Source organism: Pseudomonas sp. ML2-2023-3 (assembly GCF_037055275.1).
Taxonomy (GTDB): Bacteria; Pseudomonadota; Gammaproteobacteria; order Pseudomonadales; family Pseudomonadaceae; genus Aquipseudomonas.
Window position 1 is genome coordinate 3,566,352 of the sequence record NZ_CP146343.1, and the last position, 22,557, is coordinate 3,588,908.

At 54.8% G+C, this 22,557-nt stretch carries 22 protein-coding genes and 1 pseudogene; 8 read left to right on the forward strand and 15 right to left on the reverse strand.

All coding sequences use genetic code 11. The annotated features are described in order from the left end of the window. Positions 1-100: 100 nt before the first annotated feature. Both V6P94_RS16355 and V6P94_RS16360 read right to left on the reverse strand, forming a co-directional pair. Entirely contained in the window at positions 101-901 is an 801-nt protein-coding gene (locus V6P94_RS16355; protein WP_219261808.1) for an NYN domain-containing protein, read from the reverse strand. 54 nt (positions 902-955) lie between these two features. Beyond that, on the reverse strand, positions 956-1,156 hold the full coding sequence (locus tag V6P94_RS16360) for a hypothetical protein (protein WP_326397857.1): 201 nt from the start codon (positions 1,154-1,156) through the stop codon (positions 956-958). An 848-nt stretch (positions 1,157-2,004) separates the two neighbouring features. Between V6P94_RS16360 and V6P94_RS16365 the strand changes: the two genes are divergently transcribed. Beyond that, the gene (locus tag V6P94_RS16365; RefSeq protein ID WP_326426948.1) at positions 2,005-2,769 is read left to right on the forward strand and encodes a hypothetical protein; all 765 of its coding nucleotides are present in this window, start codon (positions 2,005-2,007) and stop codon (positions 2,767-2,769) included. An 18-nt stretch (positions 2,770-2,787) separates the two neighbouring features. Further along, positions 2,788-3,144: a hypothetical protein gene (locus V6P94_RS16370; RefSeq protein WP_326397856.1), complete on the forward strand. Its 357-nt coding sequence runs from the start codon at positions 2,788-2,790 to the stop codon at positions 3,142-3,144. A 218-nt stretch (positions 3,145-3,362) separates the two neighbouring features. On the opposite strand, the gene V6P94_RS16375 is transcribed toward V6P94_RS16370, so the two are convergent. The 5 genes from V6P94_RS16375 to V6P94_RS16395 all read right to left on the reverse strand — a co-directional run bounded on the left by V6P94_RS16375 (position 3,363) and on the right by V6P94_RS16395 (position 8,105). Further along, positions 3,363-4,184, reverse strand: a complete 822-nt coding sequence (locus V6P94_RS16375; protein WP_219261805.1) for a MinD/ParA family protein — start codon at positions 4,182-4,184, stop codon at positions 3,363-3,365. 120 nt (positions 4,185-4,304) lie between these two features. Further along, on the reverse strand, positions 4,305-4,838 hold the full coding sequence (locus tag V6P94_RS16380; RefSeq protein WP_326397854.1) for an AAA family ATPase: 534 nt from the start codon (positions 4,836-4,838) through the stop codon (positions 4,305-4,307). 126 nt (positions 4,839-4,964) lie between these two features. Beyond that, positions 4,965-5,393, reverse strand: coding sequence for a S24 family peptidase (locus V6P94_RS16385; protein WP_326397853.1), 429 nt, complete (start codon positions 5,391-5,393; stop codon positions 4,965-4,967). A 112-nt stretch (positions 5,394-5,505) separates the two neighbouring features. After that, positions 5,506-7,008 (reverse strand): diguanylate cyclase, encoded by a 1,503-nt coding sequence (locus tag V6P94_RS16390; protein WP_326399066.1) that lies wholly within the window; start codon positions 7,006-7,008, stop codon positions 5,506-5,508. A 173-nt stretch (positions 7,009-7,181) separates the two neighbouring features. Continuing rightward, the gene (locus V6P94_RS16395) at positions 7,182-8,105 is read right to left on the reverse strand and encodes a LysR family transcriptional regulator (RefSeq protein WP_219261802.1); all 924 of its coding nucleotides are present in this window, start codon (positions 8,103-8,105) and stop codon (positions 7,182-7,184) included. Between the two features lie 116 nt (positions 8,106-8,221). Here V6P94_RS16395 and V6P94_RS16400 point away from each other — a divergent pair, with 116 nt between their 5' ends. Together V6P94_RS16400 and V6P94_RS16405 are read left to right on the forward strand one after the other, a co-directional pair. Continuing rightward, positions 8,222-9,283, forward strand: coding sequence for an SDR family oxidoreductase (locus V6P94_RS16400; protein ID WP_326397852.1), 1,062 nt, complete (start codon positions 8,222-8,224; stop codon positions 9,281-9,283). 172 nt (positions 9,284-9,455) lie between these two features. Beyond that, the gene (locus tag V6P94_RS16405; protein ID WP_326426950.1) at positions 9,456-9,986 is read left to right on the forward strand and encodes a glyoxalase superfamily protein; all 531 of its coding nucleotides are present in this window, start codon (positions 9,456-9,458) and stop codon (positions 9,984-9,986) included. A gap of 266 nt (positions 9,987-10,252) precedes the next feature. Here V6P94_RS16405 and V6P94_RS16410 read toward each other — a convergent pair whose 3' ends face one another. Both V6P94_RS16410 and V6P94_RS16415 read right to left on the reverse strand, forming a co-directional pair. Further along, positions 10,253-11,278 carry an alpha/beta hydrolase gene (locus V6P94_RS16410; RefSeq protein ID WP_326397850.1) on the reverse strand — a complete coding sequence of 342 codons (1,026 nt, stop codon included), beginning with the start codon at positions 11,276-11,278 and terminating at the stop codon, positions 10,253-10,255. Positions 11,279-11,332: 54 nt separating this feature from the next. Then, positions 11,333-12,541, reverse strand: a complete 1,209-nt coding sequence (locus V6P94_RS16415; protein WP_326397849.1) for an MFS transporter — start codon at positions 12,539-12,541, stop codon at positions 11,333-11,335. Positions 12,542-12,669: 128 nt separating this feature from the next. Between V6P94_RS16415 and V6P94_RS16420 the strand changes: the two genes are divergently transcribed. Continuing rightward, entirely contained in the window at positions 12,670-13,563 is an 894-nt protein-coding gene (locus V6P94_RS16420) for a LysR family transcriptional regulator (protein WP_219261797.1), read from the forward strand. 220 nt (positions 13,564-13,783) lie between these two features. Here the strand turns inward: V6P94_RS16420 and V6P94_RS16425 are convergent, their stop codons facing one another. Both V6P94_RS16425 and V6P94_RS16430 read right to left on the reverse strand, forming a co-directional pair. Continuing rightward, entirely contained in the window at positions 13,784-14,236 is a 453-nt protein-coding gene (locus V6P94_RS16425) for a hypothetical protein (protein ID WP_219261940.1), read from the reverse strand. A gap of 225 nt (positions 14,237-14,461) precedes the next feature. Then, the gene (locus V6P94_RS16430; RefSeq protein WP_326397848.1) at positions 14,462-15,343 is read right to left on the reverse strand and encodes a LysR family transcriptional regulator; all 882 of its coding nucleotides are present in this window, start codon (positions 15,341-15,343) and stop codon (positions 14,462-14,464) included. Positions 15,344-15,465: 122 nt separating this feature from the next. Here V6P94_RS16430 and V6P94_RS16435 point away from each other — a divergent pair, with 122 nt between their 5' ends. After that, positions 15,466-16,572 (forward strand): NADH:flavin oxidoreductase, encoded by a 1,107-nt coding sequence (locus tag V6P94_RS16435; protein ID WP_338647720.1) that lies wholly within the window; start codon positions 15,466-15,468, stop codon positions 16,570-16,572. A gap of 10 nt (positions 16,573-16,582) precedes the next feature. On the opposite strand, the gene V6P94_RS16440 is transcribed toward V6P94_RS16435, so the two are convergent. Beyond that, positions 16,583-17,461: a serine hydrolase domain-containing protein gene (locus V6P94_RS16440; RefSeq protein ID WP_326397846.1), complete on the reverse strand. Its 879-nt coding sequence runs from the start codon at positions 17,459-17,461 to the stop codon at positions 16,583-16,585. Between the two features lie 317 nt (positions 17,462-17,778). Then, positions 17,779-18,681, reverse strand: coding sequence for a phytanoyl-CoA dioxygenase family protein (locus V6P94_RS16445; protein WP_219261793.1), 903 nt, complete (start codon positions 18,679-18,681; stop codon positions 17,779-17,781). A gap of 250 nt (positions 18,682-18,931) precedes the next feature. Between V6P94_RS16445 and V6P94_RS16450 the strand changes: the two genes are divergently transcribed. Further along, on the forward strand, positions 18,932-19,609 hold the full coding sequence (locus V6P94_RS16450; protein WP_338647724.1) for a helix-turn-helix transcriptional regulator: 678 nt from the start codon (positions 18,932-18,934) through the stop codon (positions 19,607-19,609). A 129-nt stretch (positions 19,610-19,738) separates the two neighbouring features. Here V6P94_RS16450 and V6P94_RS16455 read toward each other — a convergent pair whose 3' ends face one another. After that, the gene (locus V6P94_RS16455) at positions 19,739-20,716 is read right to left on the reverse strand and encodes an IS5 family transposase (protein ID WP_338646790.1); all 978 of its coding nucleotides are present in this window, start codon (positions 20,714-20,716) and stop codon (positions 19,739-19,741) included. A 210-nt stretch (positions 20,717-20,926) separates the two neighbouring features. Further along, a pseudogene (locus tag V6P94_RS16460) lies at positions 20,927-21,571 on the reverse strand (IS5 family transposase); the annotation flags it as partial. Between V6P94_RS16460 and V6P94_RS16465 the strand changes: the two are divergent. Then, positions 21,476-22,492, forward strand: a complete 1,017-nt coding sequence (locus V6P94_RS16465) for an IS110 family transposase (protein WP_169863150.1) — start codon at positions 21,476-21,478, stop codon at positions 22,490-22,492. The pseudogene V6P94_RS16460 and the gene V6P94_RS16465 sit on opposite strands and share 96 nt — an antisense overlap. The last annotated feature ends 65 nt before the right edge of the window (positions 22,493-22,557 follow it).

Here is a 22,557-nt window from a genome sequence, read left to right on the forward strand (position 1 = left end):
AACAAGTGCTGATGTGCACGAAAACCAACCTGTTAGTGATCTTTACTCCGGATCAAGCCAAGTACGTTTCGCAAGTCTAAACAGCGCCTCAAATGAATATTCATTTTCCACTCCCCCCCGCTTCATCTGCAGTGAGAGGCCTCGTTGCCAGGCCGACCGTCCAATGACCGCCAGATTCTTTATGTGTTTCCAGCAAATCGTATGTCTTGAGCATGTCCAACAACCCTGAGTGCCCATACTCAGTGGGAGAGAACGCGGGGTCTGTCCGCTTCAAATAGGAGCCTAAACCACTGACCGTGACCCTGCCTTCATTGGTACTTCCAGCCAGCAATGACACCGCTTCCACTATAAAACGAGGACGACGGAGTTTGGGTTTGGCAGCCTGATCCGGTTCTTTCTTGGGATTGGGCAGATCTGGAATATCCTTGGGGATCAGAGCATCAGCCAGTGCAGGATCATGTACTTTGCGCCATTCGAAGAACTGATCACTGGCATTGCGCAGGGCGTCCGGGGTTTTGGCTTCACCCACGATGCAAACGGCTGCACCCCGCTCCCGAAGCTTTCGACACAGATAGGCGAAATCCGAGTCGCTGGTAACCAGGCAGAACATGTCCGCTCGATGATCGAACAATGCTTCCAGTGCATCCAGTGCAAGTGCGATATCTGACGTGTTTTTCCCAGAGGCATACTGGTACTGAAGACAAGGTGTAAAGGCAAGCCTGACCAACGCCTCCTGCCACTTGTTTGCGAGCGTGCCGTGATTTCCATATCCACGGCGCAAGACAATTCGTCCAAACTGCGCCACAACTTTCAATGCGTGCTCCAGCACCTCTGGTGACACATTGTCGCAATCGACCAGCACCGCTACGCGCGCATCCCCGTTATTGGCAATTTGTGGCATACATCAGCTCCTTGCTTTTTTATATGTCGTGAACGTATCTGGATGATGCGTGGGTCACGGAACCAATAGCGACTGGAAATCACTCTTACCTAAAACTCGAATTTTCTGGCCTATGGCGATCAACTCTTCTGCTTTCAAGTGTTTCGAACTCTTGTCCTTACCCGCCAACTTGCTGATGTCCTGATCTCCGACCACCAACAGCGTGGTGTACCTGGTCACGTTGGCGCCGACCTCACAGCCACCCGAAGCCACCATTTCTGCTGCATCCCGACTAGGTAGACACTACTGCATTCCCAGCCAAGAGCCCCTCCGGCATCATTGTTAGCCCTTCAGTGATACGTCGCCCACGCTCCCCCACGTTCATGAACGGGCTCAACACATTCAGCGGCACCGGCCTGTCTCCCGCATTCAGCAACAGTACATTGGCAAACGCCACCGCATCAATGGCCCTGGCGTCATTGCGTAATGGAATGTTCACTCGACGCGACGAAGGTCAATGCCATGCAGCCTGTGGAGCGAATCAACGCCTTGCTCAATGACCGTGAACAAGCCCCATTCAATAGCCTTATAGATAGCCTCGCTATTAATCAGACTTCCGATAACCGAAGGTATGGGGGTAAATACCAGTGCCGCGATCACTTCTGTCAGTCAGTGGCACACTCAGTGCTGGGATGAAGGCCTGCATTTTCCCGATGGCTGCCGTAAGTAAAGATATAGAAGTGACGACGAATTGCTTTAGCCTAAACCGAAAGAAGTAAGTGGCTTATTAAAGATTTTGAGTTCCAAAATTATGGAGCCACAGCAATAGAAATCTGCAACCAATACATTCTTTATCGCCAGCAGCCACCCCCTATATCTTTGGACACCAGTGCGATTGTCGCGTCAAGTTACTACAATTTGTATTTAGCTTTTATATGGTGCGCACAATAACTTGATTACAAAGGCAAACGGATCGAGTGGCGAGCAATATCTTGAGACGCTTTATACGATCGAGGTATTATTTTATACTTGCAGTTTTTTCTCTTGCAGGGCGATATTAAGTCCGATCAAGACCACAGCGAATTGTTTTGCTGTAGACATTAAGCTGCCAGGACAAATAAGCCATGAAGAAGATTTGCCTGTTGTTTTTAAGTAGCGTCGTTATGCTTCTGGATATATCTCTTTCATTTGCTATTCCGCCAAGCACTGTGTGGCGAATGGACACACGGGGTGAGCAAGAAATATTTTCATCGGGTTTTCAGGCCTGGGGGAATAACGTGAATGTTCATGCGCATGTCTCAGGCGAGTCCTGCGTGAACAGGCCAGGGTCGCAAAGAAACTCCGGGTTCGTGTCAACAGCCGCCGACTTTCAGTATATCCGCACTGTTGCAGCAGCCAGAGCCTTCGCTAGGCCCGGGCAGCACATATTTCTTTATCGGATCAGAGCTGACGGCAATTTTTACAATGCCGAAGCTTCTCTTCGGGCGTTGCACGGCAATAACCCGCAAACGCCGGTTTCCCCCTTGAACTATCAACCTTCCGTTACAGCGAATGAATATATAACACCGGGCGCTATACCTCCTCGAAATATCAGGGATGTCGAGTCCTATGTTGTTGTTGACGGGCAGTTGCAGGTTTCAACTGCCCGTGCAAACCCCGCTTACATGACAGGCAATACAAATGCCGCAGCAACACCATTTGTAAATGGCGTCGCAGGACAAACAGGCCGGTCGACATGGGTGGGCATGATACCTATTGTTGGAGCCTGCCTGGCTTTACCACGATCGGATTTGAAGCTCGATGAGCTCCAAGTGTCTTCTCCGATGACACTCACGCTGGAATCTATTGTGAGTAACCGTTTGAATGAACTCAATCATGATGAACTATGACTGCTGAGGAATATAGCTATGCGTTTAGTCTCTGGCTTGTTAATTCTGTGTACAAGCGCTCCTGTTTTTTCTGCTGAATGGGATCAGTCAAGCAGGCAGTCACGCGCCTATACGTGTGCAAAAGGAACCGTCACTCAACTCTCGGTGGGCAAAGATGATAAGGATGCCGGCAATATCATAGAAGTTCAATTATCCACCACGGGGGGACGGTGGTGGATCGCCAATAATGCTCGCAACCTGAACGATTCGTCAGGGTATGCGATGCTTAACCTTTTGGCGCTGTCAAAGTTAACGGGGCAAAAGGTTGCACTCGCTGATGATAAAGGTACTCGTTGCGATGACTTCAACGGAGTTACTTTGACTAATGAGTATTAAGATGTTGGCGTGATTATCTGGTCGTTGGGCGAAGGCCTATATTATATATAAGCGTTCCATCAACTGAGCGAAATCATTGAGTTAGGCTTAGTGTTCGACTCCGGGTCCAGGCACCAGACAAATCAAGGGCTTGTATGAGATTCTTCGTGCAGGCCCTTGATTTTTCAGGTGCGTGAAAAATTCACTCTCTTCTCCAGCCTCCTGCTTACAGCGTCTTCTCACCCTCTCGAGTTAGAAATGAGCTGCTCAATGAAAAACTCCAGCCCCCCTCTGGGGCTGCCCGGCAATGGCCAGGCGTCGACCCTCAGGGCAACGTTCTGAAATGCCTTGGCGATCTGAGAGCGCGGAAAACTTTGATAAACGGCGCGTTGAGTCTGCACGGATTTACGCACGCATTCGTCATACGGAATCGCTCCCACGTACTGCAAAGAGACATCCAGGAATTGATCGGTAATCTTCGCCAACTTGGCGAACACGCTGCGTCCACCCTGGTACTCAGGCACCATGTTTGCCAAAACTCTAAAGCGGTTTATCCCGTAGTCACGATTTAGCAGCCTGATCAGTGCGTAGGCATCGGCGATAGACGCTGGCTCGTCACAGACCACCAGCAAGACCTCTTGAGAGGCCCGAGCGAAACTGATCACCGATTTACCGATACCTGTCGCAGTATCAATCACCAGCACATCCAGACTGTCGGCGATGTCGTTGAAGGCCTGGATCAGGCCTGCGTGCTGAGTGGATGACAGGTTCACCATGCTCTCGACACCGGCAGAAGCCGGGACGATACGCACACCTCCCGGCCCCTGCACCAGTACATCCGATAACGCACAACGACCTTCCATCAAGTCAGCAATCGTGTATCGGGGGATAACGCCCACTGCAACATCAACACCCGCCAATCCAAGATCACCATCGAGCAAGACGACTCGCCTTCCGCGACTCGCCAACGCCAAAGAAAGGTTCACTGCCACAGTCGTCTTTCCGACGCCCCCCTTACCACTCGTCACAGCGACAACTTGTACAGAGTGCGCAAGTCCCATGTCAGTTATCCCGCAGATGTCATGTCTTAAATCATTGATTACCCCATTAATAGTTAGCGCAGACAATACTCACATAGCATTAGTAAATGACTGCATATCCTGGATAGAGAACGAGGACTTTCAGGTAGGCGACTTGCGCGCCAAGGCAGTTACGGGCAAGGCATCGAGAAAATCGGCAATCTGGCGGGTCGTCCTCAAGCGGATGACAGGCACCTGCGGCCCCACTTTTTTGCGCACCGTCTCGATACCCGGGCGTGTGCCTTGGTCGAAATTCCATACGAACTTCAGGAACACCCAGTCGAACTTCTCCCTGCAACCTGCTGCAAGGTCAGAGCGGGAGCGGTTTGTGAGGCTGCGCATGATCACCCGGGTGAAACACGTGAGACGCGGCGTATCCAGCCAAATGATCACGTCGGCACGGGGCAGGCGAAGGTCGAAGGTACGCCGGGCATAATTGCCTTCACACACCCAGGCATCCGGGGCGATTGCCTGGCTGACCCGCTGGCGGAACTGTTCAGCGTCCGGTTCGATCCAGCCGGGCTCCCAGAACAAAGGGTCCAGATGCACCACGGGCAGGTTCAGGCGCTTGCCGATGGCTCGGCCGAGGGTCGATTTTCCGCTGCCGCCATTACCCAGTATCACAATCCGTTGCATGCCGACTTCCTGTTGAAAAAAAACAGAAAATTCTACCGATTGGTATGGTCCGTTAAAAGCTGAAAGACAGTGACTTGATGCTCATTTCCTGAAGCTCATTGGCCCTCTCACCGCCAATGAGCAACGTTAATGACCATGACTGCGCACGCTGTGGGTGATCACCCCCCAGATCGACAGATCGTCACCTTCCATGACGTACCGGTCCGGGTATCCAGGGTTTTCAGACCGGAGGATCACTTCCTTGCCGCGCAAGCACAGGCGCTTGCAGATGGGATCATTGTTCAGCAGCGCCACCACAATATGGCCGTGGGCAGGCTCAATGGAACGATCGATGACCGCCAGATCCCCTGAGAAAATCCCGACCCCCTGCATGCTGTCGCCATCAATCGACGCCAGATAGACATGGGGCGCACGCACATTGAGTACCTGATCAAGGGAGATGACTTTCTCGATGTGGTCTGCAGCGGGTGATGGGAATCCCGCCGGAATCTTGAACGAACACAGCGGCAAACCAATCCCGCCCTGCGCAAGAGGTCCCAAAAATGTGAAGCTCATGACCCGCGCCTTTATTTGACTGTATAAATATACAGTTAACGCCGTAGGACGATTCTGGTCAATATTTCTGTCAGGGATTTCGACGAGAGGAACACACCCCCCCCCCCGGGCTTCATCCGCAGTGCTTCACGAACTGGTTTCGACCCAGTATCTTGGCGCTGTACAGCGCCTGGTCTGCCGCTTCGATCAAACCCTGCACGTGATCCAGCTGTGCACCTGCGGCACAACTCATCCCGATGCTCACACTGACTCGTCCCAACGGGCTGGCGGTGTGGGGGATGCTGGCTTGCTTCAGGCGATCGAGGATAAGTTGCGCCACCGCCGCCGCCCCCTCAATGTCGGTGTTGGGCATGATGACACTCATCTCTTCTCCGCCATAACGGGCGACCACATCCGACGGTCGACGCACGCACTCCTCGATAATTTTGCCAACCGCCTGCAGACAGGCGTCTCCGGCCACATGCCCAAGGGAATCGTTGTACAGCTTGAAATGATCGAGATCGATCATCAGCAGGGCCAAAGACGTCCCTTCCCGCTTTGCCCGTCGCGCCTCTATGTCTAATGTCACATCAAAGCAGCGCCGGTTGGCCAGGCCGGTCAGGGCGTCCTTCATCGCCAGCAACTCAAGCTGGCGGTTCGACGAAAGCAATTGCTGCTGAGCCCCTCGCAACTGATCTTCTATCTGGGTTCGACGGCGGATATCCAGGATCAAAAACCAGCCGATCAGGCCGGTAAGCCCCAGCAGCGCAGTCACCACCACGGCTGACAGCAATGCCTCCATGCGCCACGCGGCAAGGGCTTCGCGTTTTCCAAGGGCTACGGTCGTGATCAGCGGCAACTGGCTGCTTTTTCGGAAGGCGTAGAGCCGCTCCACACCATCCAGGCTGGAGGTGAACGAGGCGGTACCGACGGATCGATCTACCAGGTATTTGGCATAGATCGGCGACTTCGAAAAGTTGCGGCCCATGTCCTGCTCGCGAAAAGGATAGCGAACCAGCAACGTACCATCGGTATAGGACAACCCGATTGCACCCTCCTGCCCCACATCGATCTTGCCAAACAGCCGCAGGAAGTTCTCAACCCCCAGAGTTACCGCCACCACCCCGGCAAACGCTCCGCGAGCATCATCGAAGCGCCGGCTGACGGTCACCACCCACTCATGATTGGCACGGCTCTGGATTGGCGGGCCGATAAAGGTCTCGCGGGATGGATCGTCGCGGTGATGAATGAAATAGGTACGATCACTGCTGTTGGCCCCGGCCGGGATCCGGTTGGAGGACATCAACCAGCGCCCCTGGTTGTCGTAGATCGTGATCCCGCTGAGCTGTGGCATCAGGGGCTGCTGGCGGTCGACCAGCGCACCCAGCCGCTGGATCTGGATGGGGCCGCTGCCTTCAGTCTCCAGGCGCTCGACGAGCCCGAGCAACAGCAGCGAACTTTGCCGGACAATGCCTTCGGAGTAAGTCGCGAGCGCCTGGGTAAGGTTCAACCCGTGGACGTTCACATCCGCCAGCGCCCGCTCACGTGAGGCCAGCACTTTCCAGACAGTCAGCGAGGCCAGGGAGCAGCCGATAACAAACAGCAAAAGAACAACCAGATGGGTATCACGCTTCACGTCATTACCTGATGGAAAATCCATTTTTCCGTTCCAGCCACTGTGGGAGAAAGGCAATAACGGCAGCCGTGTGCCTTCACCTGGGGCAAGGATACAAGCAGTTACATGTTGCTGCAGCAACAGATTATCCCGTCAGCGGGCAGATGCCCTTGAGCTCTTGAACAGAGCAACGATCACTCAAAAGGCTGCACCGGCGGCAAGCGACCAGAATCATGGCTACGTTCGACCGCTTCTGTGCACAGGGCTTCGAGCAGCACCTGCTCCAGAATGGCAAAAAAACACTTTATGTGGGCCTGCTTCAGTGCCTGAGGCCGGGTCACCAGATAGACGTCCAGATCTGGAAGCTCAATACCCTCGAACAACTCGATCAGATCCTTCGCCAGAATACGGGGCAGTACACCAACCCCCAGGCCTCGCCTCACCGACTCGAGTTGCACGGTAAACGAGTTCACGCTGATGTGGGCCCGGTCAAGACCGGCTGCTTTTGCTGCACGCATTTGCGCCAGCATGTCGAGCGGAGGAAGCAGCGCTACATTGACTGCGGTGGCCACCGTGACCCCTGGACATCGCTTGAGGTATTCGGGAGCCGCGAACACACCGTAGGCGAACCGGCCAATGGGTCGATAAATCAACGAAGGCTCACCGAGATGGATCGTGCGTATCGCAATGTCGGCCACGCCGCGGGCGATCTTGTGAAAGTCGGCGGTTACTTGCAACTCCACCGAGCAACGCGGGTGCAGGGAGGTAAAGCGACCCACCGCCTCCAGCACCCCGGAAGAGAACCCCTCCCCTGCACTGACCAGCACATTGCCGGACAGCTCTGCGCCTGATCCCGGGATGTCAGCAACAACTTGACGCCTCAACCCCGCTTCAGCCGCGATGGCAACGTCCACCAGGGATTGGCCTCGCGAGGTCAGCCGGCATCCCTCAACGCCCCGTTCGACAAGGGGCTCGCCCAGGGCAGCCTCCAACTGGGTCAGGCGCCGGGACACCGTAGACGCCGCAATCCCCAGCAACTGGCCCGCCCGCAGAAAGCTGCCATGCCGAGAAACCGCCAGCAGCAGTCGAAGATCGTCCCAATTTGCTTGCAACGCCATGCGTCATGTCCTCCCTGATGTGCATCTGTGCAAAGCCATTATGCAGCAGTCGCTGTTTTTCAGAAGCGCTCTGGACGGTATATCTACAGCCCTTCGAAACCACTGGACTGGAATGTATGACTAGCGCGCCAAAGGACTCTGCACAACACGCCCCGCGCAACGTATTCGTGACCGGCGCAACCGGCTTGCTGGGCAACAACCTGGTGCGAGAGCTGCTCGCTCGCGGCTATACCGTCAAAGCACTGGTGCGCTCGATGGCCAAAGGTGAACAGCAGTTCAAAGGCCTGGCCAATGTGCAACTGGTCATCGGCGACATGGCCCGGGTCGACTCATTCGCCGCATCACTGCAAGGCTGCGATACGGTGTTTCACACGGCGGCTTTTTTTCGCGACAACTACAAGGGCGGCAGCCACTGGAAGGCGCTCGAAAAGATCAATGTCACCGGTACGCGGGATCTGCTTCAAGAGGCCTACCGTGCCGGAATCCGGCGATTCATCCACACCTCTTCCATTGCCGTGCTTAATGGCGCACCGGGCACCTCCATCGATGAGACATGCCTGCGGGCCGAGGCGGATGCCGATGACTATTACCGCAGCAAAATCCTCAGCGACCGGGTGGTGTTGTCGTTCCTGGAAACCCATCCACAGATGCATGCCTGCATGGTGTTGCCCGGCTGGATGTGGGGGCCTGCCGACATGGGCCCCACGTCCTCGGGGCAACTGGTCAATGATGTGGTCAACGGCAAGATGCCCGGGCTGATCCCCGGCAGTTTCTCCGTTGTCGATGCCCGTGATGTGGCAGCCGCCCTGATTGCTGCCGCCAGGTATGGACGACGAGGTGAGCGCTATCTGGCGGCGGGGCGGCACATGACGATGCGTCAGCTGGTACCGGCTCTGGGACGCATCGCGGGGGTCAAGACACCTGCGCGTCAAGTGCCGACGCCTGTTCTGTATGCCCTGGCGGCGGTGCAGGAGATCTATGGGCGCCTGACCGGCAAACCCGTTCAGTTGAGCATGGCCACCCTGCGCCTGTTGATACGAGAAGAACATCGCACCCACTTCAATCACCACAAGAGTGAACAAGAACTGGGCCTGAGTTTCCGGTCACCGGACCTGACAATCATGGACACCGTGGCGTGGTACCGTGACCACGGCTGGTTTGAAAGCCAGGGGGCTTGATCTGTTTAGGGCTCATCAAACTGGGTATGCTGGGCGCCGGCTGATACTGCCTGCCGCTCGCGCCCTCCAGGGACTGGTGAAAGTATTCAGGCAACACCCGAACCCTGTCGATTTTCTTGCAGTCGAGGTTTGGCAACGCGAGCACCTGACTGACTCGACTCCAGGAGGAACGATGATTTCCATTGAACACGCCAAGCAGATGGCCAAACGACTGCGGGCAGTGCTGAAAACCCGCGGGCAAGAGATCACCCACTCGACCGCGCTGGAGTTGATAGCCCAGCAACTGGGCTATCAGAACTGGAACACAGCGTCAGCGCTGCTGCACCCGCAAACTGCCTCGCCAGCGATAACGTTCGAAAGCCCCATCCCCCTGTTGCGCATGTTCGACGAAGCCAAGGCACGTGAGTTTTACCTTGGTTTCCTGGGCTTTCACGTCGAGTTCGAGCACCGCTTCGAGGCTGGCCTGCCTCTCTATCTGGGGATCATTCGCAACGGCTTGCGCATCCACCTTTCTGAACATCACGGTGATGCGAGCCCCGGGACCACGGTATTTGTGCCCATGCATAATATCGAGCTGCTTCGCGATGAATTACTGTCCAGGCAATACGGGTACGGCCGTCCCGAAATTGTCCAGCAGGGCTGGGGCAAGGTACTGGAAGTCCATGACCCGTTCGGTAACCGGATCAGGTTTTGCGAAGACTGATCGAACGAGCGCAAAGCGGTCGCCAAACCGGTACACGCGGTATCCCTGATCAACCGCGCAAGCTGACTTTACGACTGCTTCGCAGCCGATCGCAGCCTCGCACGGCTCGTCAGCGACTACAGACTCGTCACCTATCCCGCGTGTAGTCGCTGACGAGGAACGAAGGCTGCGATCGAGCGCGAAGCGGTCGTAAAACCGACACACGCGGTATCCCTGATTAACCGCGCAAGCTGACTTTACGACTGCTTCGCTGCGCTCCTCAGCGGCTACAGATGACGTTGAAAAAAGCTCGCCAGGGTGTCAAAAGGAATGAGGTCGACGCGGTCATAAAGGTCAACATGACCCGCTCCAGGAATAATGACCAGCTCCTTGGGCTGACCCGCGAGCTTGTAAGCTTCTTCGCTGAACTCTCTCGAGTGCGCATCCGCTCCAGCAATAAACAGCATCGGACGAGGTGAAATCGTCTCGATGTCGTTGAACGGATAGAAGTTCATGAATTTGATATTGCTGGTAAGCGTCGGGTGCGTGGTCAGCTCTTTGGTCGAGCTGGCGGGTGTGTATTCGCCGCGGGGTGTGCGATAGAAATCATAGAACTCACGCTGGATCGGGTGAGTATTTTCATTCAGTTGGTGCACCGTGCCGCTGGTATAAAGGGTTTCACCGCCCGTGAACTCTACGTAACGCTGCTGAGCGGCTTGAGCGATAGTCTCTTTGCGCTGCTCAAGCGTCTGCCCATGCTTCAAACCATTGCGATTGGCGGCGCCCATGTCATACATGCTGACCGTTGCGATGGCTTTCATGCGCGGGTCGATCTTGGCCGCGCTGATGACGAAGCTGGCGCTGCCACAGATGCCGAGTGCACCAATACGCTCCTTGTCGATAAAAGGGCGTGTGCCAAGAAAATCCACTGCCGCGCTGAAGTCCTCGGCATAAATATCCGGCGAGACTGCATTACGCGGCAGCCCTTCGCTTTCACCCCAGAATGAAAGATCCAGGGACAACGTCACGAAGCCTTTTTCGGCCATTTTCGTGGCATACAGGTTAGCGCTTTGCTCCTTGACCGCCCCCATCGGATGGCCAACAACAATCGCTGGGCTCCTGGTTGTATCGTCGCGGTTTTTGGGGATAAACAGATTGCCCGACACATTCATTTGATACTGATTTTTAAAACTGACCTTTTGCACGGTCACTTTATCGCTGGTGTAGAAGTTATCCGCGCCGTTGGACATATCGGCTCCTGTCGCTGAGAGTGAACTGACCAGTAACGTGATTAAAACAATGAGCTTTTTCATTGGATCTCCCTCTATGCGCAGTCATCAGTGTTGAAAGAACGTGATTTGCACGGTTTACCGACTTGGCACCTGTGCCAGGTGCGACGCAGAAGATGTCGAGCGTGACGCCTGCAGGGTCACCGCTGCGCCCAGCAGCAGCACGGCTGCGCTGGCGACAAAAGTGGTCTGATAGCCGCGACTGTCGAACAGCAACCCGCCAACGGTAGAGCCCAGCGCAATGGCCAGTTGAATCACGGCCACCATCAGGCCGCCGCCAGCCTCGGCATTACCTGGCAATGCTTGAGCAATCCAGCTCCACCAGCCCACCGGGGCCGCAGTCGCCAACAGCCCCCATAAACCCAACAGCACAGCAACCACAATGGTCGAGCGGCCAAAAGGGATCAGTGCCAGGGCGATCAACGCCATCAAGACTGGAATTGCTATCAATGTCCGCAGAAGGCTGCGCTTTAGAAACCGGCCGATGATCAGCGTGCCGATGAAGCCTGCGGCCCCGATCACCAGCAAGATCAGCGACAACGTGGATACATCGACCCGCGTGACCGTTTCAAGGAAAGGCCGCAGATAGGTGAACAGCGCAAACTGCCCCATGAAAAAGGCTCCGCATCCGGCCATACCCAGCGCCACGGTTCGACTCTTGAACAGTTTGAACACGTTCCCGGAGCCTGGAATGCGTGATTCCACCCTCATGGGCGGCAGGCTGATGTACATCCAGATGAAAGCAACCGCCGCGACGGGCACCACACAGAAAAAAGCGCCGCGCCAGCCAATCATCGAGCCCAGGTAGCTGCCCAGCGGTGCGGCAATAACGGTAGCCAGCGCGTTGCCGCCGTTGAAGATGGCCAGTGCTTTCGGCACCTGCGGGGCGGGTACCAGGCGCATGGCCGTCGCCGCAGACATCGACCAGAAGCCGCCGATGACCACACCGATGAGCGCACGGCCGACCATGTAGGTCAGATAGTCAGGGGCCAGCCCGACGATCACACCCGAGACAGCCATCAGCCCGGCCAGTGCCAACAGCAGAGTCTTGCGATCGAGGGTTCTGGCAACCCACGAGATCGACAGGCTGGTCAGTACGGCAAATGCCCCTGAAATCGCAATGCCCTGCCCGGCCATCCCCTGCGTAACCTGAAGGTCACTGGCGATCGGCGTCAGCAGGCTGACAGGCATGAACTCAGAAGCAATCAGGGCAAACACACACAGCGTCATTGCAAAGACACCGCCCCAGTAAGCCGGCGCCTCGCTGCTGGTTGAAACCGTGTTCATCAGTGCCTCACCGTCATTCGTATTCATGTCGGCAATGGTGACGAACGAACACTCACGGGACTAGCTAATTAATACTTAACAGGGCTATAAGTGCAGCTAATCAATTGCTGCAAAAGGCGCTTCGCCCCATGGTTAAAAGAAACCTCAACGATCTGCTGTCTTTCGTGACAGTGGCGCGCGAAGGCAGCTTCACCCGCGCCGCCGGGGTGCTGGGTGTTACCCAGTCTGCGTTGAGTCAGGCCATCAGCGGCCTGGAAGCACGCCTGCAAATCAGGTTGCTGACGCGCACCACCCGCAGCGTCTCGCCGACCGTCGCGGGCGAGCGGCTATTGCAAGCGATCGGTAATCGCTTCGATGAAATCGAGGCAGAACTGGATATTCTGACGCAAATGCGCGACAAGCCTGCGGGTACCGTGCGCATTACCTGCGGCGATCATGTGCTGCGCACAACGTTGCTGCCCAAACTCACTGCGCTGCTGCACGAATACCCGGACATCAACGTTGAGTTCGACGTCAATTACGGATTCAGGAACATCGTGGCGGATCGTTTTGATGCAGGCGTGCGCCTGGGTGACACCATCGACAAAGACATGATTGCAGTGCCGATAGGTCCGCCATTGCGGATGGCCGTGGTGGCCTTGCCAGCGTACTTTGCCGCCCGTGGAGTTCCCGAAAACCCGCGCGACTTGATGAGCCATAGCTGTATCAATCAACGCATGCAGACCTCAGGCGGGCTTTATGTGTGGGACTTTGAGCAGCTGGATAACCAGGTGAACGTTCGAGTGGACGGCCAACTGATTTTCAACACCTCGAGCCATATCGTGGATGCGACACTGGCCGGGCTGGGGATTGCTTACCTCCCTGAAGAAGAGTTTGAACCGCACCTTCGGGAAGGCAGGCTGATGCGGGTGCTGGAAGATTGGTGCCCACCGTTTCCCGGATACTATCTGTATTACCCCAGTCGTCGACAACCCTCACCCGCATTTACGCTGGTTGCCAATGCGTTGCGCAAAGTTGGGTAGCGGTGTGCAAAAAAGACGTTGTAACCAGTCAATGACCAGGCTGTTTGGGCGACCCTGATTTTTCAACAGAGTCGGTCGATAGCAGCCCTTTGCTAGAGACCGTAAGCGACCATAAAAAGTCACTCCCATTTTCGTGGACTGCTTGATGGTATCGTTTCTGTCTGCCAAGAGCGGGTCTTCGAGGGCACTTGTTAAATCAGCGGCGACTCAACACTTTCAATCAATACTGCTTTGTTGCGCTGGCTATGCGCCGGTACTTACGCAACTCCCGATAAGCGCTGCGGATATCCAGAAAAAATATCTCTGCGCTGCGCCAGAGCAGCATCCACACCGTAACGGTAAATACTGCCACCGGAATGGTGCTTTCAATGCCTAGCGCATTGCCTATCAGCCCCACCACCAGTGCCATGCCCAGGAGTGTCAGCGCTTCCAACCGCAGGATGAGAATATCCCCTCTGACTTGCTCGCTCTTTTCTGCAAAGGTATTGCTGATGGCTTGCTGCAGGCGTTCTCGCTCATTTTCGGGGCAGTTGATCTGCAGGCACAGCTTGGGGTAGTACCAGGCACTCTCCAACAGGTAGTCCACCAGCTCCGGGCTTAGTTTGGGGGCGTCCGGCGAGGAAAATGGATTGAGGTAATCGTGGGTGATCGTCAAATCGATTTTTTTGAGCATTACGAACTTTGGCCTGGTTGAATTGGGGTCGGAGGCTTCAGTGATCCAGATAAAACTAGTCCAAGATAGCTGTTCTGCTTTGTCGGCGGTCACTCGCGCTGTTGCAGGAGCGGATTTATTCGCAGTGCGCTGGCTGAACGTGCACCTCTACTGCCTCCATCAACGCTGATTGTTATCGCTCTCTGCGAGTGGGTATCAGGCTGCGGGCGACGCATTCGCGGAACATTAGTCGCGGGGATTGAGCACCGCCTCCAGGCGCTGAAGGAACACTCCTACTCTATGGGGCACGTGCTGACGAGTGGGCAATAGTGCGGTGATGAACAGTTGTTCCGGGTCAACATCCTCCAATTCAACCACGCAAAGGCTTCCAGCAGCCAGATCATCACGGATGTCCCAGTACGTGAGCATCGCAACCCCCAAGCCTTGCCTGCTCGCCGTGCGCACCGCCTCGACACTGTTGGCCGAAAAAACGCCCTCCGCCCGCATGGAAACCGCTTCACCGTCACGCATGAACGGCCAGAAAGGCATCCCATGCAACGCTATTCGGCGGTGGCTCAACAGTGCGTCCATCGTAGCGGGTATGCCGTGGCGCTCCAGGTACAACGGACTGGCGCACAGCACTCTAGGGTTCGGTGCGAGGGGACGCGCGATTAAAGTCGAGTCTCGCAGGGTCGAGATGCGCACCGCGACATCGATCCCGAGACCGACAATGTCCACAATGCTGTCTGATAGTGTCAGATCAACCCGCAGCGCCGGGTGTTCTGCCAGGAGAGCGGGAATCAGCGGCATGATCACTGCCTGCCCGAACACGGTGGGAGCAGTTACCTTCAAGACACCGCTGGCAGCTCCGGCATTGGATTTCAAACTGACCCTCGCCCCCTCACTGGCTTCCAACAGCGTCGTTGCAAAGGGGAGAAATGTTTCGCCTTCGGCCGTCAGTGAGACGGAGCGCGTTGTTCGATGAAACAGTCGAACGCCTAGTTCACCTTCAAGCGATGCCAGCCTGCGAGACACTGTCATGGGCGCCAGGCCGAGTCGTCGAGCGGCTGCCGAAAGACTGCCGCTTTCGGCAATGGCGCTGAACACTTCCACATCTGGAATTTGCATCATTACATCCATTTTTGATAAAGCGGCTTATCGTTTTTGCTGGCTTCTCAGCGTTTCAAGCCAGGTTTATCGTCCTCTACATCGCTATTTAAAAGCATCTTGGATGAACGAGGACTGACTGCATGAATGACTACGATCAGCGGATTTTAACTCAGTATGATATTGGCCGCCTCAGATTGAGGAATCGCCTTGCCGTAGCACCCATGACCCGTGTCAGTGCTACCGAGGCGGGCCTGGCGACCGCTGAGATGGCGCGTTACTACGAGCGATTCGCAAAAGGCCGCTTTGGTCTGGTCATTACCGAAGGGCTGTACACCGATCAGAAGTATGCTCAGGGTTACCCCTTCCAACCGGGGATCAGCGATGTTGAACAGGCTCAGGCCTGGCGTGGTGTGACCGATCGTGTTCATGCCCGGCATGGCGCGATATTCGCACAACTCATGCACGCTGGAGCGCTGAATCAGGGCAACCGCTTTAAAACGGCCACCGCTGCACCCTCGCCCGTTCGACCGAAAGGAACGCAGATGAAGTTCTATTACGGTGAGGGACAGTATCCGCTACCCCAAGCGATGAGTGATGAGGATATCGCCGATGCCATCGCGGGATTCGCACAAGCGGCGGTGCTGGCAACCCGTGCCGCGGGCTTCGACGGTGTTGAAATCCATGGGGCGAACGGCTATCTACTGGATCAATTCCTGACCGGCTACACCAATCAGAGAGACGACCGCTGGGGCGGTAACGTCGCTGGCCGGATTGCTCTGACACTGGAAGTCATCAAGGCAGTCAGAGCGGCCATCGGCACGCTTGCCCCCATCGGGGTACGTATTTCACAGAGCAAAGTGAATGACTACGAACATAAATGGCCTGAAGGCGAAGCAGCCGCCGAGGTCATTTTTGGGTCGCTCAAGGACGCTGGCATAGACTTCATCCATGTGACGGAATTTGAGGCCTGGAAACCGGCGTTCGCAGAGGGAAATGCAAGCCTGGTTGAGTTGGCTCGCCGGTATGCGCCACAAGTGACGATCATCGCCAATGGTGGCCTGGATGTTCCGCAACGCGCCGAGCAGGTGTTACGAGACGGCGCCGATATGATCGCGCTGGGCAAGGCCGCCCTGGCCAACCCCGATCTTCCCCACCGCCTGGCAACCCATACTGCCCTGGACGAATTCGACCCCTCGATCCTTGGGCCGATTGCGAATATCAAGGACAGTGAATTGACGTTGGCGTGACACCACCCCACTACCCCAAAGCCTGTAACAGCTTATCGACAACGAGGGTTTCGACGGATCCTTCACTGCTACCTTCGTCAAAAACAGCACAACACGCCGATGCGTCGCCGTCGCAGATACGGTAAACGGCAATGACGCCACCAGGCCCGCAACCTGTGTGTCCGCAGAGGGTAAAGCCCCCTTCAATCGGACCCAGCATCAAACCCAGACCATACCCCGGTGTAATCCATGGGCGTCCTGGAATCGGGCTGCCCAAAGTTTTTGCTTCCTGCATTTCCTGGAGCAAGCCCGCAGGGAGGAGATGCCCCGCGAGAAGTCGGTCGAGGAATAGCGCTGCTTGCGAAATGGGGCCGATCAGCAAGCCGTGATAGACCCAGCCAGGGTCGTAATTTGATTGATTTCCAAGGCAGGAGTCTCGTAAATCTGCTCGCGTTTTAGCGAAATAAACATTGGAAAGCCCCGTAGGCATCAGTGCGTATCGAGCCACTGCCTCTTCAAGCGACAGATCGGTCACCTGCTCAATAAGTCTGCCTACAAGCAGGTAACCCACATTGGAGTAACGCCATCCGGTTCCGGGGCTATATCGAAGCCGGGCACCCTCAAGGCGCTGCATCATTTCGTCTACTGACCATGGAGCCTCATCGTTAGCGACAGCGGCGTGATAATCCGCAAGCTCACCATAGTCGGCGAGCCCTGCCTCATGTCGAAGCAGTTGGCGTAATGTGAACGGTTGATCACGAACCGGGGCGTCCAGTCCGAGCCGTCCATCACGCACCAAAGACAGAGCGGTAGCGGCCAGGAGGGTCTTGGTAAAGCTCCACCACGGCACCGCCAGTTCTGATCGGCAGGACGCAGGTTGCTGACCATTTGATACGAGTGAGCTCAGCATTGACTTCCCTGAATGGTTGAGCGGATTGACGCCTCAACAAGATATCCCATTCAACCTCACGCGGAGGGCGGAAAGTCAGGTTGAGATTTATGTCATGTTCTGAGGGACGGGATTAAGCGCCGCTGGCGCATCCGCAGTTAACAGCGCCTGAACGGATGCTGGCTAGAAATGGAATCAGCCGACGATAGGCCATGGGAGCGCAGGTCTAAATAATTACTGGATAACAGTAAGCCGCTAATAAAAGCGGCTTGACCAAGTGCCTTGGCAACCGAGTTCAGCCGGTGCGGTTGGATAGCGTAACGACTACTAACGACTGATTATTTTTTAACGTAATTATATACGCTTTTCGCAATATTCGAAAACCGTGAGCTTTTCTCCAGAAGCTCAATAAAAAATTTCTGATCAAATGGTTCTTCTGGATAAAGCGCCACACGTGGATCTTCAAACTCCCTGACGTAGCCCATACTTGCAGCCCCCATTTCGTAGCCAATTAACCGCTGAAGCTCATCGGGAAAGGTCTTAGCAACCTCTATTGGAATTGAAAGGTATTGGTTCTCCTCTTGACGAACCCAGCCGACGCAATAATCAATATTCAACGCCCGGCGACTTCCCTTGGATTTGTTTTCTCCGCCCCCGTGAATAGTTTTGCCGGTATAAATCAATACAGAGCCTTTCTTCATCTCGGCAGCAAGCGAGTCAGCTTGTGTAAAGCTAAGTGGAAGCAAGCTATGCTTATGGCTACCAGGTATAACCCGAGTGGCGCCATTCTCTTCGGTGAAATCGTCCATTGCCCAAATTGTACTTACTTCAATATGGAAATTCACTGGGAAATGATCATACCAGTCCCACGCGCCCTCATCTCGGTGCAAAAACTGCGCTTTCTGTCCAGGATCTATGCAAATAACCTGTGTAAGATTGAGTTGGATGTTGGAAGAGTTTCTGCACAAAAACTTCCTAGTTGCTCCGAGTACGATGGGGTGCATGACCATCGCGTGAGATGCTGTCGATCTTCCTGGAACGGCACCACAGCGACGCGTGAGCTTGCCTAAAGCATTATTCTCCCCCTCTGGCGTGCGGTCTAAATACGGCTGGATTTGATCATTAACAGCATCTACGACATCATCGCTTACGGCATTATCGATGATGCAATACCCATCCGAATCTAAACAGCTTACAACCTCGTCAATGGAACAGTTTGCAGGGAGGTGGATAAGAGTCATAACTTCTCCGACATTCTAAGTTGGCGCACATTTGAATCATTACATGAGTTACATAAGCCTATGCGAATAGATGACGTGACGCATCAACCTAAAGTATGAGGGCGCAATATTAATACTCGCGGGGTGGCACGGGTTGTGCTTCGCCCCATGTAAGCTAGAAGCTTCAATTAATAAAGGAGCATTTAAGCTCCACAATAAAGCAAGCGCTAGCGTCGCGCCCTAAAACAGTGCAACTTATTGAGAAATTAGAATGCAGAACGTAGAGCTAGGTACAAGGTGTCGTGATTTTGCTCAGAACACTGTCTCTTTCCTGAAAAACACGAGTGGTTGCACCGCCGTCGTCTTTACCTGGTATGAGACTCACAAAACCAAGCCCCCCCATGTACAAGCTGGTGCTGATGAACGCATGATCACCGAGTATTATGATCGCTATCACAACGCAGATCCTTTACGTGCTGAATTATTAATTCGGAGCTCCAGCAGTTTTGAAACTCTTTCCGATGCCAAAAAGGCCCACGACCAATATCTTCTTGAAGAATATCAACCATTTCTTCATAAATATAATATCCATGAGGAAATGGATTTGATTTTTCGGGCCGGTGGAACCGTTGTTGCTTCCGCCGCATTACTTCAACAAGAAAATGGGCGAAAATTGAACTCCCCCTACATCAGAGAGACTTGCAATTATCTACAGTATACATTTTCCATTCTGCCAGCAGTTCGCCTCTTAAACTTAAATAGTGATCTGGAGTTACGATACAAGCTCACACCTAAAGAGAGAGCGGTAGCAGAGTTGATGCTTGCGGGCGAGCCGAATAAAACTATAGCTTCCCAGCTTGACATGGAGTTGCCGACGGCAAAGACACATATACTGCATATATTCCAAAAACTTCAAGTTACAAGTAGAGCTAAGGAAGGTCTGAAGTAGTCAGCGATTTTTGATGCCCTCCTTGGTTGAGGTTCAAAAAACGCTGGCTTGGTCAGAAATCAGACCTTTCCTGTTCTTAACTCATCGTTTCACCCTTGAACAACGCCTTTTCAAGGCGCTTTTCCCGCATTACAGGCGCACCTCTCCCGCAGCCAGCAGCCGTTTTCGCATCATCCACAGGTTCGACAGGGCAAATAGCGTGGCCTGTTGCGCGGTGTTTTTCATCAGGCCGCGAAAGCGCACTTTCGTATAGCCAAACTGACGCTTGATGACCCGAAACGGATGTTCAACCTTGGCGCGTACTTGGGCCTTGGCGTATTCGATCTTGCGCCGCAGACTACCGATCAAACTCTGTTTTCCGTGCTTTTTGTAGCTGCTGGGCCGCGCCGCAATCGACCAGATCATCTTGCGATTCTGATGCTCAGGACGCTTGTCCACGCCGGTGTAACCGGCATCGCCAGACACGTAAGACTCCTCGCCATGCAGCAACTGATCGACCTGCGTCACGTCCGCCACATTGGCCGCCGTGCCCACCAGGCTATGCACTAAGCCGGATTCGGCATCAACGCCGATATGCGCTTTCATCCCGAAGAAATACTGATTTCCTTTCTTCGTCTGGTGCATTTCGGGATCGCGCTTACCGTCCTTGTTCTTGGTCGAACTTGGCGCATGAATGATCGTCGCATCGACCACCGTACCTTGGCGCAGCATCAAACCACGGTCGCCCAGATAGCCGTTGATGACCTGCAAAATCCCGCCGGCCAGCTCATGTTTTTCCAACAGACGTCGGAAGTTAAGGATCGTGGTTTCGTCAGGAATCCGATCCAGATGCAGCCCCGAAAACTGGCGCAAAATCGTCGTCTCGTAAAGTGCTTCTTCCATCGCCGGATCGCTGTAGCCGAACCAGTTCTGCATCAGATGAACCCGCAGCATGGCCATCAACGGATACGCCGGACGACCACCGTCGCCCTTCGGATAATGCGGCTCGATCAAGGCAATCAAACCCTTCCAGGGCACGACCTGATCCATCTCGATCAGGAAACGCTCGCGGCGGGTCTGCTTACGTTTGCCGGCGTACTCGGCATCGGCGAAGGACATCTGTTTCATCGGGGCTCAGCCGTTCAGTTCGTGTGAGGCGTGTATTTCACCAGAGATGGAAGTCTTTTTCAGAGTTTCCCTAAGGAAGCTCCGATCAACTTGCCGCAACCGCGCAGTAAGTTGAAAATCCCGCTGAATTTGGCGCTATTGACCGCGAAATATCCCGTACGCGCCACCTTGGCGAGCTTGTCAGCCCATTTCTCCGTGTTACGTGCGTAATTAGCCCATACCCATCAGCTTTTTTCGAGCCATCCATAAATTGGACAAGGCAAACAGCGTGGTCAATTGAGCGGTGTTTTTCATCAGGCCGCGAAAGCGCACTTTCACATAACCGAACTGACGTTTGATCACCCGAAATGGGTGTTCGACCTTGGCACGTGTCTGGGCCTTGAGGTACTCGATTTTGCGCTTGGCTTTGTACAGCACGCTGCGCTTGTTCAGCTTGGAATAGGTGCTGCGTCGCGCGGCGATTTGCCAAACCACTTCACGGTTTTCATGCTCTTCGCGCTTCTCGACACCGGTGTAACCAGCATCAGCGTAGACCGCGTTTTCCTCGCCGTGCAGCAGTTCGGCAACCTGAGTGACATCGGCTACATTCGCCGCGGTGCCGTGAACGTGGTGAACCAGCCCCGACTCAACGTCGGCACCAATATGGGCCTTCATTCCGAAGAAATATTGATTACCTTTAATGAGATGGTCAGCCCTGCTCGAGAAACCCAGTGAGTCTAGACTTACTGGGTTTCTCTCTTTACCGAAGGAGGATCTCTCATGAATACCGTGACGCTTCTGGGTATTGATATCGGCAAGAATACCTTCCACTTGCATGGCCAGGACGCCAGAGGAAACCAGCTCTTGCGCAAGAAGCTCAATCGTAGCCAATTGCTGCCGTATCTGACGCAGTTGCCAACCTGCAAAATTGCCATGGAGTCCTGCGGCGGCTCGCAGTGGCTGGCTAGGCAGATCGAAAGCTTAGGCCATCGAGTGCAATTAATCGCGGCGCAGCATGTAAAGGCCTACGTCACCGGCAACAAGAATGACTTTATCGATGCAGAGGCCATCTGCGAAGCAGCGTCGCGACCCAGAACCCACTCGGTTCCGGTAAAGACCCTTGAACAGCAGATCCTGTCGACCGAGCACAAGCTGCGCAAGTCTTGGGTGGATAATCGCACGGGAATCATCAACCAGGTGCACGGCTTTCTGTTGGAGTTCGGCATCATTTTCCCCGTTGGATATGCGGCTCTGGAGCAGGTACCGGCGTTAATGGAAAACCACGAACTGCCGATTCGACTGCGCAATGCGGTTGAGCGAATGCTGCTCGATATTCAACGCCTGACTCGAGATATCAAAACCATCGATGTCGAGATCAAACAGCAACTGTCCGAGGACGCAGCCGGCATGCGCTTGTTGAGCATCCCCGGCATCGGCCCTCTCACCGCTAGCGCGCTGCTGGCCGATGTCGGCGACGCTTCGACTTACAAAAGCTCGCGCGACTTTGCCGCCTCACTCGGGTTGGTGCCTCGACAGTATTCAACCGGTGGCAAGACGAGCTTGCTCGGCATCAGCAAACGCGGCGACAAGTATCTGCGCAGCCTACTGGTGCAAGGCGCTCACGCACTGATGATCCGAATCGACAAGCGAAACGATGCGCTCGGAGCCTGGGTAAGAAAGCTTTTGGCTCGCAAGCCGCCGAACAAGGTCGCCTGTGCGCTAGCCAACAAAATGGCAAGAATCGTCTGGGCTGTGTTAGCCCGAGGCGGTAGCTACAACGTGGAACAAACGGCTTGATCTAACCGAATTACCACCGGCTTTTGCGACGACAGTGATGATGACGATAAACGGCAAACATCCCG

Coding starts and splice junctions, on each gene's coding strand:
- V6P94_RS16400 (WP_326397852.1), top strand. CDS start 8,222: ATGACTAGCGCGCCAAAGGACTCTGCACAACACGCCCCGCGCAACGTA.
- V6P94_RS16380 (WP_326397854.1), bottom strand. CDS start 4,838: ATGCAACGGATTGTGATACTGGGTAATGGCGGCAGCGGAAAATCGACC.
- V6P94_RS16465 (WP_169863150.1), top strand. CDS start 21,476: ATGAATACCGTGACGCTTCTGGGTATTGATATCGGCAAGAATACCTTC.
- V6P94_RS16425 (WP_219261940.1), bottom strand. CDS start 14,236: ATGCTCAAAAAAATCGATTTGACGATCACCCACGATTACCTCAATCCA.
- V6P94_RS16430 (WP_326397848.1), bottom strand. CDS start 15,343: ATGCAAATTCCAGATGTGGAAGTGTTCAGCGCCATTGCCGAAAGCGGC.
- V6P94_RS16395 (WP_219261802.1), bottom strand. CDS start 8,105: ATGGCGTTGCAAGCAAATTGGGACGATCTTCGACTGCTGCTGGCGGTT.
- V6P94_RS16435 (WP_338647720.1), top strand. CDS start 15,466: ATGAATGACTACGATCAGCGGATTTTAACTCAGTATGATATTGGCCGC.
- V6P94_RS16410 (WP_326397850.1), bottom strand. CDS start 11,278: ATGAAAAAGCTCATTGTTTTAATCACGTTACTGGTCAGTTCACTCTCA.
- V6P94_RS16450 (WP_338647724.1), top strand. CDS start 18,932: ATGCAGAACGTAGAGCTAGGTACAAGGTGTCGTGATTTTGCTCAGAAC.
- V6P94_RS16365 (WP_326426948.1), top strand. CDS start 2,005: ATGAAGAAGATTTGCCTGTTGTTTTTAAGTAGCGTCGTTATGCTTCTG.
- V6P94_RS16360 (WP_326397857.1), bottom strand. CDS start 1,156: ATGGTGGCTTCGGGTGGCTGTGAGGTCGGCGCCAACGTGACCAGGTAC.
- V6P94_RS16370 (WP_326397856.1), top strand. CDS start 2,788: ATGCGTTTAGTCTCTGGCTTGTTAATTCTGTGTACAAGCGCTCCTGTT.
- V6P94_RS16455 (WP_338646790.1), bottom strand. CDS start 20,716: ATGAAACAGATGTCCTTCGCCGATGCCGAGTACGCCGGCAAACGTAAG.
- V6P94_RS16355 (WP_219261808.1), bottom strand. CDS start 901: ATGCCACAAATTGCCAATAACGGGGATGCGCGCGTAGCGGTGCTGGTC.
- V6P94_RS16415 (WP_326397849.1), bottom strand. CDS start 12,541: ATGAACACGGTTTCAACCAGCAGCGAGGCGCCGGCTTACTGGGGCGGT.
- V6P94_RS16420 (WP_219261797.1), top strand. CDS start 12,670: ATGGTTAAAAGAAACCTCAACGATCTGCTGTCTTTCGTGACAGTGGCG.
- V6P94_RS16405 (WP_326426950.1), top strand. CDS start 9,456: ATGATTTCCATTGAACACGCCAAGCAGATGGCCAAACGACTGCGGGCA.
- V6P94_RS16385 (WP_326397853.1), bottom strand. CDS start 5,393: ATGAGCTTCACATTTTTGGGACCTCTTGCGCAGGGCGGGATTGGTTTG.
- V6P94_RS16375 (WP_219261805.1), bottom strand. CDS start 4,184: ATGGGACTTGCGCACTCTGTACAAGTTGTCGCTGTGACGAGTGGTAAG.
- V6P94_RS16445 (WP_219261793.1), bottom strand. CDS start 18,681: ATGACTCTTATCCACCTCCCTGCAAACTGTTCCATTGACGAGGTTGTA.
- V6P94_RS16440 (WP_326397846.1), bottom strand. CDS start 17,461: ATGCTGAGCTCACTCGTATCAAATGGTCAGCAACCTGCGTCCTGCCGA.